At 74.0% G+C, this 17,089-nt stretch carries 16 protein-coding genes; 14 read left to right on the forward strand and 2 right to left on the reverse strand.

What is annotated here, in order from left to right:
- Window positions 1–28: 28 nt before the first annotated feature.
- Window positions 29–1,234, forward strand: a complete 1,206-nt coding sequence (locus tag KRAD_RS16055) for an MFS transporter (RefSeq protein ID WP_012086699.1) — start codon at window positions 29–31, stop codon at window positions 1,232–1,234.
- Here KRAD_RS16055 and KRAD_RS16060 read toward each other — a convergent pair.
- Complete coding sequence (locus KRAD_RS16060) at window positions 1,206–1,859, reverse strand: copper resistance CopC family protein (RefSeq protein ID WP_012086700.1); 654 nt, start codon at window positions 1,857–1,859, stop codon at window positions 1,206–1,208. The two genes, KRAD_RS16055 and KRAD_RS16060, sit on opposite strands and share 29 nt — an antisense overlap.
- 130 nt (window positions 1,860–1,989) lie before the next feature.
- Here KRAD_RS16060 and KRAD_RS16065 point away from each other — a divergent pair, with 130 nt between their 5' ends.
- From KRAD_RS16065 to KRAD_RS16095, 7 genes are all read left to right on the forward strand, one after another.
- Complete coding sequence (locus tag KRAD_RS16065; protein WP_041292156.1) at window positions 1,990–2,238, forward strand: hypothetical protein; 249 nt, start codon at window positions 1,990–1,992, stop codon at window positions 2,236–2,238.
- Window positions 2,235–2,744, forward strand: a complete 510-nt coding sequence (locus KRAD_RS16070; RefSeq protein WP_012086701.1) for a 2'-5' RNA ligase family protein — start codon at window positions 2,235–2,237, stop codon at window positions 2,742–2,744. The genes KRAD_RS16065 and KRAD_RS16070 overlap by 4 nt, the downstream gene beginning before the upstream one ends.
- Window positions 2,745–2,921: 177 nt before the next feature.
- Window positions 2,922–4,247 (forward strand): extracellular solute-binding protein, encoded by a 1,326-nt coding sequence (locus KRAD_RS16075; protein ID WP_012086702.1) that lies wholly within the window; start codon window positions 2,922–2,924, stop codon window positions 4,245–4,247.
- 29 nt (window positions 4,248–4,276) lie between these two features.
- A complete protein-coding gene (locus tag KRAD_RS16080; protein ID WP_049821240.1) occupies window positions 4,277–5,341 on the forward strand; it encodes a LacI family DNA-binding transcriptional regulator in 1,065 nt (354 codons plus the stop codon).
- A gap of 75 nt (window positions 5,342–5,416) precedes the next feature.
- Window positions 5,417–6,448 (forward strand): aldo/keto reductase, encoded by a 1,032-nt coding sequence (locus KRAD_RS16085; RefSeq protein WP_012086704.1) that lies wholly within the window; start codon window positions 5,417–5,419, stop codon window positions 6,446–6,448.
- Window positions 6,449–6,461: 13 nt separating this feature from the next.
- Complete coding sequence (locus tag KRAD_RS16090; protein WP_012086705.1) at window positions 6,462–6,896, forward strand: RbsD/FucU family protein; 435 nt, start codon at window positions 6,462–6,464, stop codon at window positions 6,894–6,896.
- A gap of 20 nt (window positions 6,897–6,916) precedes the next feature.
- Complete coding sequence (locus tag KRAD_RS16095; protein ID WP_157873628.1) at window positions 6,917–8,440, forward strand: alpha-L-fucosidase; 1,524 nt, start codon at window positions 6,917–6,919, stop codon at window positions 8,438–8,440.
- Between the two features lie 15 nt (window positions 8,441–8,455).
- On the opposite strand, the gene KRAD_RS16100 is transcribed toward KRAD_RS16095, so the two are convergent.
- Window positions 8,456–9,505, reverse strand: coding sequence for a LacI family DNA-binding transcriptional regulator (locus KRAD_RS16100; RefSeq protein WP_012086707.1), 1,050 nt, complete (start codon window positions 9,503–9,505; stop codon window positions 8,456–8,458).
- Between the two features lie 264 nt (window positions 9,506–9,769).
- On the opposite strand from KRAD_RS16100, the gene KRAD_RS27645 reads away from it, so the two are divergent.
- Genes KRAD_RS27645 through KRAD_RS16130 form a run of 6 tightly spaced genes read left to right on the forward strand, consistent with a single transcriptional unit; the run spans window position 9,770 to window position 17,061 of the window.
- Window positions 9,770–11,356 (forward strand): alpha-N-arabinofuranosidase, encoded by a 1,587-nt coding sequence (locus KRAD_RS27645; RefSeq protein ID WP_275263082.1) that lies wholly within the window; start codon window positions 9,770–9,772, stop codon window positions 11,354–11,356.
- Window positions 11,357–11,407: 51 nt separating this feature from the next.
- Complete coding sequence (locus tag KRAD_RS16110; protein ID WP_012086709.1) at window positions 11,408–12,712, forward strand: ABC transporter substrate-binding protein; 1,305 nt, start codon at window positions 11,408–11,410, stop codon at window positions 12,710–12,712.
- The gene (locus KRAD_RS16115) at window positions 12,712–13,662 is read left to right on the forward strand and encodes a carbohydrate ABC transporter permease (RefSeq protein WP_012086710.1); all 951 of its coding nucleotides are present in this window, start codon (window positions 12,712–12,714) and stop codon (window positions 13,660–13,662) included. The genes KRAD_RS16110 and KRAD_RS16115 overlap by 1 nt, the downstream gene beginning before the upstream one ends.
- Before the next feature lie 2 nt (window positions 13,663–13,664).
- The gene (locus KRAD_RS16120; RefSeq protein ID WP_012086711.1) at window positions 13,665–14,558 is read left to right on the forward strand and encodes a carbohydrate ABC transporter permease; all 894 of its coding nucleotides are present in this window, start codon (window positions 13,665–13,667) and stop codon (window positions 14,556–14,558) included.
- Window positions 14,559–14,584: 26 nt separating this feature from the next.
- Window positions 14,585–15,454 carry a phytanoyl-CoA dioxygenase family protein gene (locus KRAD_RS16125; RefSeq protein ID WP_012086712.1) on the forward strand — a complete coding sequence of 290 codons (870 nt, stop codon included), beginning with the start codon at window positions 14,585–14,587 and terminating at the stop codon, window positions 15,452–15,454.
- A 56-nt stretch (window positions 15,455–15,510) separates the two neighbouring features.
- The gene (locus KRAD_RS16130) at window positions 15,511–17,061 is read left to right on the forward strand and encodes an MptA/MptB family glycosyltransferase (protein ID WP_012086713.1); all 1,551 of its coding nucleotides are present in this window, start codon (window positions 15,511–15,513) and stop codon (window positions 17,059–17,061) included.
- The last annotated feature ends 28 nt before the right edge of the window (window positions 17,062–17,089 follow it).

A 17,089-nucleotide genomic window follows, 5' to 3' on the forward strand; every position in this document is an offset into this window, starting at 1 on the left:
CGGTCGCGGGGACGACGACGATGGTCCGGTGCTGACCCGACCCCTCCTGCTCGTCATGGCCCTCGCCACCGGACTCACCGTGGGCGGGAACTACGTCAACCAGCCGCTGCTGCACACCATCGCCGGCGACCTCGGCGTCCCCGACGGCCGGGCGGCGGCCCTGGTGACGGTCGCGCAGGTCGCCTACGGGCTGGGGCTGCTGCTGGTCGTCCCCCTCGGGGACCTGCTCGAGCGCCGGCGGCTGCTCACCGTGCTGGCCCTGCTCGCGGCCGCGGGGCACGCCGTCTGCGCGCTCGCCCCGAACTACGCGGTGCTGGTCGTGGGCACCGCCGTCGCGGGGGTGTTCTCCGTGGCCGCCCAGGTCCTCGTCCCGTTCGCGGCGGAGCTGGCCGAGCCGGGCCGGGAGGGCCGGGCCGTCGGCACGGTGATGAGCGGCCTGCTCATCGGCGCCCTGCTGGCGCGCAGCGTCTCCGGGGCGCTGGCCGAGGTCGCCGGCTGGCACGCGCCCTACGCCGTCGTCGCCGCCGGCCTGGTGCTCATCGCCCTCGTGCTGCGGTGGCGGCTGCCGCGCAGCGTGCCCTGCTCCGTCGGCGGCTACCGCGCGACGCTGCGCTCAGGAGCCCGGCTGGTGGGGGAGCTGCCGCGGCTGCGCACCCGGGCCCTGCTCGGGGGGCTGGGGTTCGCGGGCGTCTCGGTGCTGTTCGCCACCACGACCTTCCTGCTCGCCGGGCCCCGGTTCGGGATGTCGGAGCTGCAGATCGGCCTCGTCGGGCTGGCCGGGGTGGCCGGGGCCGCGATGGCCTCCGCCGCGGGCCGGATGGCCGACGCCGGGCGGGGGCAGCTGGCGACCGGTCTGGGGGCGGTCGGGCTGGTCTTCACCTGGGGCCTGCTGGGGCTGTCCGCCTCGACCTGGCTGACCTCGGCGCTGCTCTTCGTCCTCGGGTTCGGGCTGGCCGACATGTTCCTGCAGGCCGTGCAGGTCTCGAACCAGAACGCGGTCTACGGGTTGCGGCCGGAGGCGCGCTCGCGGCTGAACTCCGTCTACATGACGACCTACTTCGCCGGGGGTGCCCTGGGCTCCGCCGTCGGCTCCGCCGCCTGGAGCGCCGGGGGCTGGCCCGCGGTGACGGCGGTGGGGGCCGGGTTCGGGGTGCTGACGATCCTCGTCTGGCTCGTGGACCTGCGCCTGGACCGGGCGGCGCGGCTCAGCCCCGCCGGCGCCGGTAGCCGATGATCCCCCCGGCGCCGCCGACCACCACCACGACGGCGGCGGCCACGGCGACGAGCGCGCCCCCGCCCCCGGAGGACGTGGGGTCGACGGGATCGGCGGCGGAGGCGGTGGACGTGCTCGCGGACGGGGCGGGTCCCCCCGCGGTCGTGGTGGGGCTCGCGGTGGGGCCCTCGGCCGCGGCGGACGCCGCGGTGAACGTGAAGGACCCCGAGACCGGGTGCCCGTCGGAGGACGTCACCCGCCACTGGACCTCGTAGGTCCCCGCCGGCCGCTCGCCGGTGACGGCCTGGGTCACGGTGTCGTCCACGACCCGCGCCTCGCCGGTGGAGACGACACCGGCGGGGCCGGTGACCTGCACCCGGGTCCCGAGGGCCAGCGGTGGGGACGACATCGTCAGGACGACCGCGTCGGGGGCGACGGCGACGCCGGCCCCGTCGGCGGGGTCGGTGGACTCGAGGCGGTCGTGGGCCGCGGCCGGACCCGCACCCACCACCGGCAGCACCGCCGGGGCCAACAGTCCGCCGAGCAGGAGCGCGGCCGCCCGGCGCCGCGCGGGCGGGCGGGCCGCCGGCCGGACGAGCGGGCGGCGGGCGGGACGGGCGGCGGGGCGGTCGGTGGGCGTCGGCACGCGTCCAGCCTACGGAGTCTCCTACGCGGTGTCGTCGACGCGCCCGCCCCGCCGCGCGCACCCGCCACCGGGCCCGCCGCCGGGCCCACCGCCGGGGTGCCGCGCCGCCGCGGGGTGGCACAGTGGGGGCGTGGAGCAGCAGCGGACCCAGCCGACCAACACCGGGGCCATCGCCGGGATCGTGGCCTCCGGCGCGGGGCTGGTCGTCTCCCTGGCCCTCGCCCCGCTGTCCCTGGTCATGGGCCTGGTAGTCCTCGTCCTCGGCGTGCGGGCCCTGCGCTCGGGCCACCCGGACCGCGGCTGGTGGACGCTGGCCCTGCTGCTGGCGGTCCTCTGCACGGCCTCCGGGGTCCTCGGGACGCTCGTCGTCCTCTCGTGAGCGCGCTCATCGTCGCTGCCGCCTTCGGCGCGGCGGCGCAGGCCTCCCTGGACCGCCTGCGCGAGCAGTGGTTCCCCCCCGAGCGCAACCAGCTCGCCGCGCACCTCACCCTCTTCCACGCCCTGCCCGCGGACGCCCTCGAGGAGGTGACCGCCGCGCTGACCCGGGTGTGCGAGCAGCCGGCCCCCGCGGCGGAGGTCACCGGCGTGCGCTCGCTGGGGCGCGGCGCCGCTCTCGTGGTCGCCTCACCGGGGCTGGAGCGGGTGCGCGGGCAGCTCGCGGCGGGGTTCGCCGGGCGCCTGACCCGCCAGGACGCCCACGGCTTCCGCCCCCACGTCACCGTGCAGAACTTCGTCGCGCCCGAGGTGGCCCGGGCCACGGTGGCCCGGCTGTCGGAGGGGTTCGTCCCCTGGCCGCTGGAGCTGACGGGCCTGACCGTGCACCGCTACCTGGGGGGCCCGTGGGAACCGCTGGCCCACGTCGGTTTCGCGGCTCGCGCCGACTGACACCGGCTCCCCGGTTGTCACGATAAAACAACGATGCCGCCCGGCGGGCGGAGTTCCCCGCGCCGGTGCGGCGCCGGGACGTACGGTGCTCCAGCACCCGGCGGGAGGACCCCCGGGCGCGCGCTCGCTTCTGAACGCCCGCACGCCGCACGGTCGCGGCTCGGCAACGGAGACACCATGGACCAGCGCACCACCCGTCGTTCCTTCACCGCCCTGCTCCTCGCCACACCGCTGGCGGCGCTGACCGTCAGCTCCTGCGGCGGCTCCTCGGGACCCGGCGCGGCGGCCGGGAACGGCCCGAGCATGTGGATCCTCACCGGGCAACCGGCCGAGGGGATCCGCACCGACGCCGTGAACGCCTTCAACGAGGCGAACCCGGACCAGGAGATCGCCCTCTCCTCGTTCCAGAACGACGCCTACAAGGCGAAGATCCGCACGGCCATCGGTGCCGACCAGGCGCCGACGATCATCCCGACCTGGGGCGGGGGCGGACTGCGCGACTACGTCCGCAACGGCCAGGTCGAGGACCTCACCGGGTTCTTCGCGGAGAACGCCGAGCTGCAGGAGAAGCTGTTCGCCAGCGCCTTCGCCGCCGCCACCGTGGACGGGAAGGTCTACGCCGTCCCGTGCGAGGTCGTCTCCCCGATCGTCCTGTTCCACAACAAGCGGGTCTTCGAGCAGGTCGGGGCGCAGCCGCCGACCACCTGGGACGAGCTGATGGCGCTGGTGCCGGTGTTCAACGCCGCCGGCATCGCCCCGTTCTCCCTGGGCGGGCAGTCGCGCTGGACGAACATGATGTGGCTGGAGTACCTCTACGACCGCATCGGCGGGGCGGAGCTCTTCACCTCCATCTACGACGGTGAACCGGGCGCCTGGTCGAAGCCCGCGTCGATCGACGCGCTGACCAAGCTCCAGGACCTGGTGCGCGCCGACGGGTTCATCAAGGGCTTCGCCTCGATCACCGCCGACTCCAACGCCGACCAGGCCCTGCTCTTCAGCGACAAGGCCGCGATGATGCTGCACGGTTCCTGGGTCTACGGGTCGATGAAGACCGACGGCGGCGACTTCGTGACCGGCGGGCACCTGGGGTTCACCACCTTCCCCGTGGTGACGGGGGGCGCGGGCGACCCCACGGCGACCGTCGGCAACCCCGCGGGGTACTACGCGATGTCCGCGAAGGCCGACGAGGAGGCCAAGACGGCGGCGAAGCGGTTCTTCGCCGAGGGGCTCGTGACCGAGGCCACCACCGCGGCGTGGGTCGAGTCCGGGTCGGTGCCGATCGTCGTGGGTTCCGACCGCGGGTTCGCCGGGTCCGAGGACGAGGAGTGGCTGCAGTTCGTCTACGACCTGGCCTCCGGGGCGTCCACGTTCCAGCAGTCCTGGGACCAGGCGCTCTCGCCCACCGCGGCCGAGGCGCTGCTGGAGAACATCGAGAAGCTGTTCGGCCTGACCCAGACGCCGCAGCAGTTCGCGGAGGCGATGGAGGCCGCCGGCGCCGCCTGACCCGTCCCGGCGTGTGCCAGCATGGCGCCGTGACCGGGGACGAGCGGGTGCGCGGCGCGGGCCGGGGGCCGGCGGGTGCGGCGGGTCCGGCCACCTACAAGGACATCCAGCGGCTCACCGGCCTCTCGCTGGCCACCATCTCCAAGCACTTCAACGGCGGCACCGTGCGGGAGCCCAACCGCCTCGCCATCGACGCGGCCGCCCGGGACCTGGGTTTCCGGGTGAACGCCGTCGCCCGCAGCCTGCGCACCCGGCGCTCGCGGACGGTCGGCGTCCTGGTCCCGGAGCTCGACAACGACTTCCACCTCTCGGTGGTGGCCGGGGTGGAGCGGGCGTTCTCCGCGCACGGGGTCAGCGTCCTGGTGCGCTCCGGGCACCGGGTCGGCGGTTCCGGCGGCGGGGCCGCGGAACTGCTCGACCACCAGGTGGACGGGATCGTCGCCGTCCCCCCGGCGGGGGAGGTGGACGCCCTGCGGCGCGCGGCGTCCCGGGGCGTGCCGCTCGTCCTCGTGGACCGGCTCGTGAGCGACCTCGCGAGCGACACCGTGGTGCTGGACAACGCCGGGGCCTCGCAGCGGGTGCTCGACGACCTCGTCGCGCACGGGCACCGCGACCTCGCCGTCCTGGCCGGCCCCGAGGACCTGTGGAGCCTGCGCGAGCGGCGGGAGGGTTTCCGCGCCGCCGCCCGCGCCGCGGGGGTCCCGCTGGGCCGCGGCGCGGTGGTGACCTGCCCCCTGACGGTGGAGGGCGGGCGGGCCGGGATGCGGCGGTTGCTGGCCCGCCGCCACCGGCCCACGGCCGTCTACGCGACCAACCACGAACTCACCCTGGGGGCGCTGACGGCGCTGGCCGACGCGGACGTCGACGTGCCGGGGGAGGTGTCGTTCGTGGGGTTCGACGCCGCCCGGGTGGCGGCCCTCACCCGGCCCCGCACCGCCGTCCTCGTGCAACCCGTCCGGGAGATCGCCGCGGCCGCGGTGGACCTCATGCGCGACCGGCTGGACCCGGACGGGGACCGGGAGGCGCCCGCCCGCCGGCTGGTCCTGACCGGGGACTACGTGCGCGGCGGTTCGGTCGGCCCGCCCGCCCGCTGACGGCGGCTCCGGCCCCTTGTCGGCGCGAATCGTTTCGTCTAGCGTCGGGGCACCCGGAGACGATCGAGGGAGACCATGTCCGACGAGCACGCCCCCGTCGACCCGGCGCTGGTGCCGCGGCGGGAACTGCGCGGGGGAGCGACGGTGCCGGCCATCGGGATCGGGACCTTCGGGTCCGACCGCTACAGCCCCGCCGAGGTCGCCGCCGCCGTGGCCGGGGCGGTCGCGGCCGGGTACCGCCTCGTGGACTGCGCCGCCGTCTACGGCAACGAGGCGCAGGTCGGCGAGGCGCTGGCCGGGGCGGTCGCCGGCGGCGTCGACCGCGACGAGCTGTTCGTCGTGTCCAAGGTGTGGAACGACGCGCACGCCCCGGCCGACGCGGTCGCCTCGGTGCACCGCTCCCTGCGCGACCTGCGCCTGGACCACCTCGACGCCGTGTTCGTGCACTGGCCGTTCCCCAACCACCACCCGCCGATGGCCGACACCGACGCCCGCGACCCGCGCGCCCGGCCCTACGACCACGACGCGTACCTCGCGCTGTGGGGGGCGCTGGAGGGTCTCGTCGATTCCGGGCTCGTGCGCCACCTGGGCACCTCGAACACCACCGTCGCCAAGCTCGACCTGCTGCTGCGCGACGCCCGCATCCCCCCGGCGCTCAACGAGATGGAACTGCACCCCTGCTTCCAGCAGCCGGAGCTGTTCGCGCACTGCGTGCGCCACGGGATCCAGCCCGTCGGCTACTCCCCGCTCGGTTCCCCCTCGCGCCCCGAGCGCGACCGCACCCCCGGCGACGTCGTGGACACCGAGGACCCCGTCGTGGTGCGGATCGCCCGCGAGCACGGCGTCCACCCCGCGCTGGTCTGCCTCAAGTGGGCCGTGGCCCGCGGGCAGGTACCCATCCCGTTCTCGGTGAAACCCGCCCAGTACACCGCCAACCTGCGCGCCGTCGTCGAGGACCCGCTCACCGCGCAGGAGGTCGCCGACCTCGCCGCCGCCGATCGGGGGGAGCGCCTCATCAAGGGGCAGGTGTTCCTCTGGCCGGGAGCGGAGTCCTGGCGCGACCTGTGGGACGAGGACGGGACGATCGTCGGCTGGACCGAGCGGTGAGCGGGGGACGACGGTGCTGACCTACGACCTGCTGCACCCGCAGCTGCTGGCCGGGCTGGCCGCGGCCGGGCACGGGGACCGCGTGGTCCTCGCCGACGGGAACTTCCCGCTGCGCGCGGGGACGAACCCCTCCGTACCGGTCGTCCACCTCAACCTGCGCCCCGGCCTGGTCACGGTGCTCGACGTGCTGGAACCCCTGCTGGGGGCGGTGCCCGTCGAGGCCGCCACCGTCATGGCCTCCCCGGACGGGGCTCCCGTGCCCGCCCACGACGACTACGCCCGGCTGCTGGGGGAGCGGGCCGCGCTGAGCGCCGTCGACCGCTGGGCCTTCTACGCGCAGTCGCGCGCCGACGACGTCGCCCTCGTCGTCGCCACCGCCGACCAGCGGCTGTGCGCCAACCTGATCCTGACCGTCGGGGTGCGCACCGCCCCGGCGGGGACCCCGTGACGACGAGAGGACGGACACCCGTGGACGAGCAGCGACCCGGCGGTGCCCACGACCCGGTGGGCCGCGACGACGCGGAACTGGCGCGGGTGCGCGCGGTCGCCGCCGCCGGCCCGTACCAGCCCGAGTGGAGCTCCCTCCAGCGGTACCGCGCCCCGCTGTGGTACCGGGACGCGAAGTTCGGGATCTTCATCCACTGGGGGGTCTACTCCGTCCCCGCCTTCGGCAACGAGTGGTACGCCCGGACGATGTACCAGCGGGGGACCCCCGAGTTCGAGCACCACCGCACCACCCACGGCCCGCACGACGAGTTCGGCTACAAGGACTTCGTGCCGCTGTTCCGCGCCGAGCGCTTCGACCCGGTCGCCTGGGCGCAGACGTTCCAGCGCGCCGGGGCGCAGTTCGTCGTGCCGGTGGCCGAGCACCACGACGGGTTCGCGATGTACGACACCGCGCGCTCGCGCTGGAACGCGCGCGCGATGGGACCGCAGCGCGACGTGCTGGGGGAGCTGGGTTCCGCCGTCCGCGACGCGGGCATGGTGCTGGGCGCCTCCAGCCACCGCGCAGAGCACTGGTGGTTCATGAACGGCGGTCGCGCCTTCGACTCCGACGTCCGCGACCCGGCGAACGCCGACTTCTACGGCCCCGCCATGCGCGAGGAGACCGCCCCCAACGAGCAGTTCCTGGAGGACTGGCTGCTGCGCACGGTCGAGCTGATCGACCGCTACCGCCCGCAGGTGCTGTGGTTCGACTGGTGGATCGAGCGCCCGGCCTTCGAGCCGTGGTTGCGGCTGCTCGCGGCCTACTACTACAACTCCGCCCACGCCTGGGGCCGCGAGGTCGTCATCAACTACAAGTGGTCCGCGTTCGCCGAGGGGTCGGCCGTCCTCGACGTCGAGCGCGGCGCGCTGGCCGGCACCCACCCCGAGGTCTGGCAGAACGACACCTCGGTGGGCCGCACCTCGTGGAGCTGGGTCGAGGGGCACCGGTACAAGACCATGGCCGAGCTCGTCGGCGACCTCGTCGACGTCGTGGCCAAGAACGGCGTGCTGCTGCTCAACGTCGGCCCGAAGGCCGACGGCACCATCGACCCCGCCGAGGTGGCCCTGCTGGAGGAGATCGGGGACTGGCTGCAGGTCAACGGCGAGGCGGTCTACGGCAGCCGTCCCTGGACGATCCCGGGCGAGGGCCCCACCTCGCTGCCCGCCGGTTCCTTCGTGGACGCCGCCGAGCGCACCTACACCGGGGCCGACGTCCGCTTCACCCAGCGCGACGAACCCGGCGGGACCCGCCTCTACGCGCTGGTCCTGGCCTGGCCGGAGGACGGCGTCGCCCGCGTCCGGGCCTGGGGCCGGGGTTCGGGACTGGTGGCCGGGGAGCTGGAGGACGTCCGCGTCCTGGGCGCCGACGGTCCGGCGGTGGTGCGCCGCACCGCGGAGGCGCTGGAGGTCGACCTGCCCGACCGGCGTCCCAGTTCCGTGGGGGTGGTGCTGCGGGCCACCCTGCGGGAACCAGAACCCCCGCGCCGCGACGACACCCTGCACTGAGCGGCCCCCGGCGGCTCAGCGGGCCGGCCGGGCCCCGCGGGTCCGCCGGGCCGGCCGGGCCGGGCGGGTGGTCGACTCCCGCTCCACGAGCTCGAAGGACACGGTGACGTCGGTCGGGGTGGCCGCGGGGTCCTGGATCCGGCGCTGCAGCAGCCGGACGGACTCCGCGACGAGACCGTCGTGGTCCGGCGCCACCGAGGACAGCGACGGGACGTGGAAGCGGGCGTCCTCGACGTCGTCGAAACCGACGACGAGGACGTCGTCGGGAACCCGGACCCCGCCGTCGGCGAGGCCGCGCACCACCCCGAAGGCCAGGGTGTCGGTGACGCAGAAGATCCCGTCGGGCCGCTCCGGGCGGCCCAGCAGGTCCTGCGCGCACAGCACCCCCGCCGCCTGGGTGACGCCGTGGTGCGAGGAGGTGACGTCCGCCCCGCCGGCGCGCGCGGCGCGGAGGAAGCCCTCGGTGCGCAGGGAGAAGGCCGCTCCCTCGGGCAGCCGCACCTTCTCCACGTCCTCGAGGGTGGGGAAGCCGACCAGGGCCAGCCGGCGGCAGCCGCGGTCCAGCAGCAGCCGGGTCGCCGCCTCGGCCCCCGCGACGTTGGGCATGCTGACGTGGTCGACGGTCTGGTGCAGCTCCTGCTCCCCGAGCACCACCACCGGCACCTCGCGGCTGAGGGCGTTGATCTCGCGCTCGGACAGGCCCAGGGCGGCGATGACGAGCCCGTCGTAGGCGTTGAGCCGGGAGTCGCGGAAGGCGGCGAGCTCACCCTCGCGGCTGGCGTGGGTCTCCTCGACGACCGTGGCCAGGCCGGCCTGGGAGAACGCCACCACGAGGCGGTGGCTGAGCTGGCTGTAGTAGTGGCTGTCCAGGGTGGGGACGGCGACGCCGACGACCCCGGTGCGGCCCTGGCGCAGGCTGCGGGCGGCCACGTTGACCTGGTAGCCGAGGCGCTCGACCGTCTCCATGACCAGCCGGCGGGTCGGTTCGCTCACCGGACGGCGCCCGGTGAGCGCGTTGGAGACGGTCATGGCCGAGACGCCCGCCTCCGCCGCCACGTCGCGCATCGTGACCACGGGCGATCTCCTCCTCGGGCGCGGCGGAGGCCGGTCGGTCCGGTTCCTGCCGTGGTGCAGAAGTTACAGGCAGACCCGCCCGATCCCCTTGACACGACCGGGCGCCCCCCGCACTATATCGATACACGCAGGGTCGCGGTCCGCCGAAGGGGGCGGACGGGACGGCCCGCACCACGAACGCAGCGGTCCGGTGCGCCCGGCCCGGCTGCCTCCCCACCACCTTGCGAGGCCCTCGTGCTCACCGACGACCACCGAGTGGACGAGTCCCTGACCGTCGCCGACCCGACCCCCGACGCCCCGCCCGCCCCCGCGACGCGGGTCCGCGCCGTGCTGGACGTGGACCTCCCCGGCCCGCGCATCAACCGCCACCTCTACGGGCACTTCGCCGAGCACCTCGGCCGCTGCATCTACGGCGGGTTCTGGGTGGGGGAGGACTCCGAGATCCCCAACGAGGGCGGGCTGCGCCTGGACGTCGTCGAGGCCCTGCGGGCGCTGGACATCCCCAACCTGCGCTGGCCCGGCGGCTGCTTCGCCGACACCTACCACTGGCGCGACGGCGTCGGCCCCCGCGAGGACCGCCCGGCGATGGTGAACTCGCACTGGGGCGACGTCGTGGAGGACAACTCCTTCGGCACCCACGAGTTCATGGCCCTGTGCGAACTCCTCGGCGCCGACCCCTACGTCTCGGCCAACGTCGGCAGCGGCACCGTCCGCGAGGCCGCCGAGTGGATCGAGTACCTCACCCGCGCCGACGACTCGCCCATGGCCCGGCTGCGCCGCAGCCACGGGCGCGACGAGCCGTGGACCGTCCCGTTCTGGGGCCTGGGCAACGAACCCTGGGGGTGCGGTGGGGGCATGAGTTCCGGCGCCTACGCCGAACTCGCCCGCCAGTACGGCACGTACAGCCTCGACCACGGCGACAACAGGCTGTACCGCATCGCGGCCGGCGCGGCCGACGCCGACTACCGCTGGACCGAGGTCCTCCTGCAGAACCTCGGCCGCTACCTCGGCGACGGCGAGGTGACCGGGCACGGCAAGAACACCTACCAGGCGATCTCCTTCCACCACTACACGATCGTCGGCCCCACCTGGGAGGAGAAGGGTTCCGCGACGCGGTTCGACGACGACGAGTACTACCGCACCATGGTCAAGGCCACCGAGATCGAGCGGATCATCGCCGGGCACGCCCACGTCATGGACGCCTACGACCCCGACAAGCGCGTCGGCCTGGTCCTGGACGAGTGGGGCACCTGGTTCGACGTCGAACCGGGTACGAACCCCGGGTTCCTCTTCCAGCAGAACACCGTGCGCGACGCCCTCGTCGCCAGCGTCCACTTCGACGCCTTCCACCGCCACGCCGACCGGCTGGTGATGGCCAACATCGCCCAGACCGTCAACGTCCTGCAGGCCATGCTGCTCACCGACGGCGACGCGCTCGTCCTCACCCCCAGCTACCACGTGTTCGCCATGAACAAGGGGCACCAGGACGCGGCCTCCCTGCCGCTGACCGTGCGCGGGGAGACCCCCGTGCGCGACGTCGACGGCACCGGCCTGCCGACGTTCTCCGGGTCGGCCAGCACCAAGGACGGCAGCGTCCTGGTCTCGCTGAGCAACCTCCACGCCACCGAGGCGCTGGTCGTGGAGCTCGACGTCCGCGGTTCCGCGGTGGGCGCCCCCGTCGGGCGGCTGCTGAGCGCCGAGACGGTCACGGCCCACAACACCGCCACCGACACCCCGGTGCAGGTGCGCGACCTCGACGACCTCTCCGTGGAGGGCGGGGTGCTGCGGGTGACGCTGCCCGCGCACAGCTTCGCCACCGTCAGCTTCACCGTCGACGCCTGACCCCCACCCCCCGACCACCCCACCCCACGACTCCCGAAGGAGGGACCTCGCGTGAACACGCCGTCCCGCAAGTCGCTGTCGCTGTCCATGTCCCGTCGCCGCGCCCTCGCCCTCGGCGGCCTCGCCGGCGGTCTCACCCTCACCGCCTCGGCCTGCTCGTCCGGCTCGGGCGGCTCCAGCGACCCCAACACCTTCGAGTTCTGGTCCTTCACCGGCATCAACCAGAAGGACTCCGTCGAGGAGTACAAGGCGCTCGCGCCCGACGTCACGGTCAAGCTCACCGAGGTCGGCAACGCCCAGGAGACCGCGCAGGGCCTGACCACCGCGCTGGCCGGCGGCAAGGTCCCCGACCTGGTGCTCATCCAGGCCGGCGACCTGCCCAAGTTCATGAAGAACCCCGGCAACTTCATCGACCTCACCACCCTCGGCGCCGACGAGATCCAGGACGACTACGTGGACTGGGTGATGGCGCAGGCCACCGCCGAGTCCGGCGAGGTCATCGGCATCCCCACCGACGTCGGCGGCATGGGCGTCGCCTACCGCACCGACCTCATGGCCGCGGCCGGGCTGCCCACCAACCGCGACGAGGTCAGCGCGCTGTGGCCGACGTGGGAGGACTTCATCGCCACCGGCCAGCGCTACACCCAGGCGACCGGCAACGCGTTCATCGACAACGCGGCCACCACCGTCTTCCTGCAGGCCGTCTCGCAGGGGGAGGAGCAGTACTACTCCGCCGACGGCGAAGTGGTCTACGACACCAACCCCATCGTCCGGGAGTCCTTCGACCTCGGGCTCAAGGCCATCGCCGCCGGGATCACCGCGAAGCTGGAGAGCTTCACCGACGGCTGGAACGCCGGCATGGCCAAGGGGGCCTTCGCCGCCGTCGCCGCACCGTCCTGGATGCTCGGCTCCATCCGCTCCGCGGCCCCCGACACCGAGGGCAAGTGGGACATCGCCACCATCCCCGGCGGCAGCGGCAACTGGGGCGGCAGCTACCTCGCCATCCCGGCCCGCGCGGCCAACCCGCAGGCGGCGTGGAAGTACGCGTCGACGATGCAGTCCCCCGAGCAGCAGCTCAAGCACTTCGTGGACTCCGGTTCCCTGCCCACCACCCCGGTGAACTACGACAAGCCGGAGCTGGTGAACCACACCGACCCCTTCTTCAGCGGCGCCCCCACCGGCAAGATCTTCACCCAGGCCGTGCTGGGCCTGAAGCCCTTCGTCAACGGCGAGTACAACACCGAGATCAGCACCGAGCTGCTCAACGGCCTCAACGGCGTCGAGGGCGACGGCGCCCCCGCCGACGCGGCGTGGGACACCGCGGTCAAGAACATCAAGACGGCGATCGGCGCCTGATGAGCGCCACCCTGACCCCCGGAACCCTGAAGGGAGTCAAACCGGCCACGGCGACCCGGCCCGTGGAGAAGCGCTGGGAACGGCTGGCGCCCTACGGGTACGTGGCGCCCTTCTACGTCCTGTTCCTGATCTTCGGCCTCTTCCCGCTGCTGTTCACCTTCTACGTGTCGCTGTTCGACTGGAACCCGATCGGCGACAAGACGTTCGTGGGCCTGGAGAACTTCCGCCAGCTCGGGCAGGACCCGCGCTTCTGGAACGCCCTGCGCAACACGTTCAGCATCTGGATCATCTCCACCGTCCCGCAGCTGATCATCGCGCTGATCCTGGCCCAGGTCCTCAACAACGCCTTCCTGCGCTTCGCCAACTTCTTCCGCATGGCGATGCTCCTGCCGTACATCACCTCCGTCGCGGCGACGGCGATCGTCTTCGCCCAGCTCTTCAACCGCGACTACGGCCTGCTGAACTGGTTCCTGGGCCTGATCGGCGTCGAGCACATCGACTTCATGTCCACCCCGGTGGGCAGCCACCTGCTCATCTCCGTCATGGTCATCTGGCGCTGGTTCGGCTACAACACGCTGCTCTACCTGGCGTCGCTGCAGGCCGTGCCGCGCGACCTCTACGAGGCGGCCGCCATGGACGGCGCCGGGCCGGTCAAGCAGTTCCTGCACATCACCCTGCCCTCGCTGCGCCCGGTCATCGTCTTCACCGTCATCATGTCCACCATCGGCGGCCTGCAGATCTTCACCGAGCCGCTGCTGCTGTCCAACGGCACGCTCACCTGCGGGACGGCGCGCCAGTGCCAGACCCTCTCGCTCTTCCTGTTCGACCAGGGCTTCGGGTCGTTCAAGTTCGGCTACGGCTCGGCCATCGGCGTCGCGCTGTTCGCCATCATCGTCGTCGTGGCGTTCATCAACTTCCTGCTCTCCAGCCGACTCGGGAAGAAGGGCTGACCATGGCCACCACCACCGACCCGCCGCGCCGCGACGAGCTCCGCGCCCGGACGCCGCGGACCCCCCGGCGGCGCAGCATCGTCCGGGTGCGCTGGTACACGTACGTGATCCTCACCCTGGCCGCCGCCGCGTGCGTCTTCCCGGTCTACTGGATGTTCGTCGTCTCCTCCGTCGGCTCGGAGGCGGCCACCCAGCTGCCCCCGCGCGTGGTCCCCGGCGGCAACTTCCCCGAGCTGCTCAGGCTCGTCTTCGAGACGGTGCCGTTCCTGCGCTCGCTCTTCAACAGCTTCGTCGTCGCGGCCCTGATCGCCGTGGGCCAGGCGTTCCTGTGCTCGCTGGCCGGCTTCGCCTTCGCCAAGATGACCTTCCGCGGGCGGGACGTGCTGTTCCTCGTCCTCGTCCTGACCATGACGGTTCCGGCACAGCTGGCCGTCATCCCGCAGTACATGATCATCTCCCGGCTGGGGTGGGTGGACACCCTGCAGGCCCTCGTCGTGCCCGGCCTGGTCAGCGCGTTCGGCATCTTCTGGATGCGCCAGCACATCAGCGCCACCATCAGCGACGAGCTGCTGCAGGCGGCGCGGATGGACGGGGCGAACTCGTGGCAGATCTTCGCCCGCATCGCCTTCCCCGTCGTCCGGCCCGCGGCCGCGGTCCTCGGGCTGCTCGGCTTCGTCAACGCCTGGAACGACTTCCTCTGGCCCTTCATCGTCCTGAAGTCCCCGGACACCTACACCGCGCAGATCGCCATCAAGGCCCTGCAGTCCAACATCTCCGTCGACCTCGGCCTGGCCATGGCCGGTTCCTTCCTCGTCACCGTCCCGCTCCTGGTGCTGTTCGCCTTCTTCGGAAAGCAGATGGTCTCCGGGATCATGGACGGCGCCTTCAAGGGCTGACGCCCCCACCCCGTGAGGACAACCCCGTGAGCACCAGCACCACCACCGCCCCGCTCGACGACGCCCAGGTCGAGCACTTCCTGGAGAAGGGCTACGTCGTCCTGGAGGGCTGCTTCGACGCCGAGGCCGCCGCCCCCGTCGTTGACCGCGCCTGGGAGCGCCTCGGAGTCGACCGTGACGACCCCACCACCTGGGACCGGCCCCGCGTCCACCTGCCCTCCGAGCAGCACCTCGACGCCGCCGAGTTCGCCCCCCGCGCCTTCGCCGCGGCCTGCCAGCTGCTGGGCGGCGAGGACCGCGTGCAGACCCCCTGGCGGTGGTCGGACGGGATCATCGCCAACCTCGGGGTCGGCGCCGACCGCCCCTTCGACCCGCCCTCGGCCGACGTCGGCGGCTGGCACAAGGACGGCGACTTCTTCCGCCACTTCCTGGACTCCCCCGAGCAGGGGCTGCTGACCATCGTGCTGTGGACCGACGTCCTCTCCCAGGGGGGCGGCACGTTCGTGGCCACCGACTCCGTGGGGGTCGTGGCCCGGTTCCTGGCCGAGCGCCCCGAGGGCGTCCTGCCCGACGAGCTCCAGTCGACCCCGCTGATCCGGGAGTGCCACGAGTTCGTCGAGCTCACCGGCAAGCAGGGCGACGTCGTCCTCATGCACCCCTTCGTGCTGCACGCGACCTCGCAGAACGTCCTGCGCGCCCAGCGCCTCATCACCAACCCGCCGCTGAGCCTGCGCGAACCCCTGCGCTTCGACCGCGAGGACGGCGCCTCCTCGCCCGTGGAGCAGGGGGTGCTGCGCGGCCTGGGCGTGGACCGCTTCGCGTTCCGCCCCACCGCCCCGCGCGAGGACGTCGTCCCGCCGCGGCTGCGGGCCCACCGCGAGGGTGCGGCGGTCTGACGCCGGACCCGCCGACCGGCGGGCGGGTCCCCGCGCCGGGTGGGAGGGTCCTGTCCGTGCACGACGACAGCGGCGCGGCCGCGCGAGTCCCCGTGACCGGGGCGGGGACCGGGGCGGGGACCGGGGCGGGGACCGCGGCGGAGACCGGGGCGGAGACCCGGACGGTGCGCCGGCTGGTCGTCGCCGGCGCCGTGAGCGTGGCGGCCGCCGTCGCCATGCTCGTCGTCGGGCCCATGGGCGCGGCCCGCGGCCCGTGGCTCGCGGTGCTCCTCGCCAGCTGGGCGGCCTTCGGTCTCAGCGCCTGGTGGGCGCTGCGGGCCCCCGCCCCCGCCACCGCCCGCACCCGCCGCCGCGCGCTGGGGCTCGTGGTGCTCCTCGCCGCGCTGTGCCAGCTGCCCGCCCTCACGTCCATCCCGCTCTCGTCCACGGACGCCTACCGCTACGTGTGGGACGGCCGCGTGCAGCTCGCCGGCGTCTCGCCCTACCGCTACGCCCCGGGCGACGACGCGCTGGCCCGGCTGCGCGACCCGATCCTGTTCCCCGGCCTGGGCCCGGGGGAGGCGGGCGGCCTGTCCACGGTGCGCGACCTGCCCGAGGACCGCGCGGCCTTCGACGCCGTCATCCACGACGACCCCCGCGTGCGGATCAACCGCCCGCGCACCGTGACGATCTACCCGCCGGCCGCCGAGGCCTGGTTCGCGGCCGTGGCGGCGGTGACTCCCTGGTCGGCGGGGACGCTCGGCCTGCAGATCGGCTCGGCGCTGCTGGCGCTGCTGACGACCGCCGTCATCGGCGTGGTGCTCGCGCGCCGCGGGGGCGACCCGCGCTGGGCGCTGCTGTGGGGGTGGGCGCCCGTGACGCTGGCCGAGACGGGCAGCGGCGCCCACGTCGACGTCCTCGCCGCGGCGGCCGCCGTGGTGGCCCTGGCGCTGCTCAGCTGGCGGCGGGGCGTGCTCGCCCGCGTCCTCGGCGGCGTGGCCCTGGGGGTCGCGGTCTCCGCGAAGCTCCTGCCGCTGGCGCTGCTGCCGGTCGTGGTGCCCCTCCGCCACCGCCCCTCCTCGTGGCTCGCGGCGCCCGTCGCCCTGCTCACCGTCGCCGCCACCTACGTGCCCTACGTGGCCGGCGCGGGCGCGCTGGTCTTCGGCTACCTCGGCGGCTACCTGGACGAGAACGGCTTCGACTCCGGGACCGGGAAGTTCTCCGTCCTGGCCGTGCTGCAGGTGCCGCCCGGGGCCAGGAGCGGCGTGGCGGCGGCGGTGCTGCTCGCCGTCGCGCTCGCCGTCGCGTGGCGCAGCGACCCCCTGGAGCCGTTCGTCGGGGCGGTGGTCCTGTACGGCACCACGCTGCTCGTGCTCACCCCGAACTACGCCTGGTACGCCCTGCCCGTCGTGGCGCTGGGAGCCCTCGCCCGGCGGCCCGAGTGGTTCGTCCTCGCGCTGCCGGGCGCGGTCGCCAACTCGATCGTCCCGCCCGTGGAGGTCGTCGTGGCCGCGTGGGGCGGGGCCGCCGGCGTCATCGCGCTCGTCTCGCTCCTGCGGGCCCTCCGCGCCCGCACGCCGTGGCTCCCCACCGGCCCCGCGCCCGCGGGGACCGCCGCCCTGCCCTGAGCCGCCCGACCCCCGGGCCGGCCCACCC

The organism is Kineococcus radiotolerans SRS30216 = ATCC BAA-149 (assembly GCF_000017305.1).
Taxonomy (GTDB): Bacteria; Actinomycetota; Actinomycetes; order Actinomycetales; family Kineococcaceae; genus Kineococcus; species Kineococcus radiotolerans.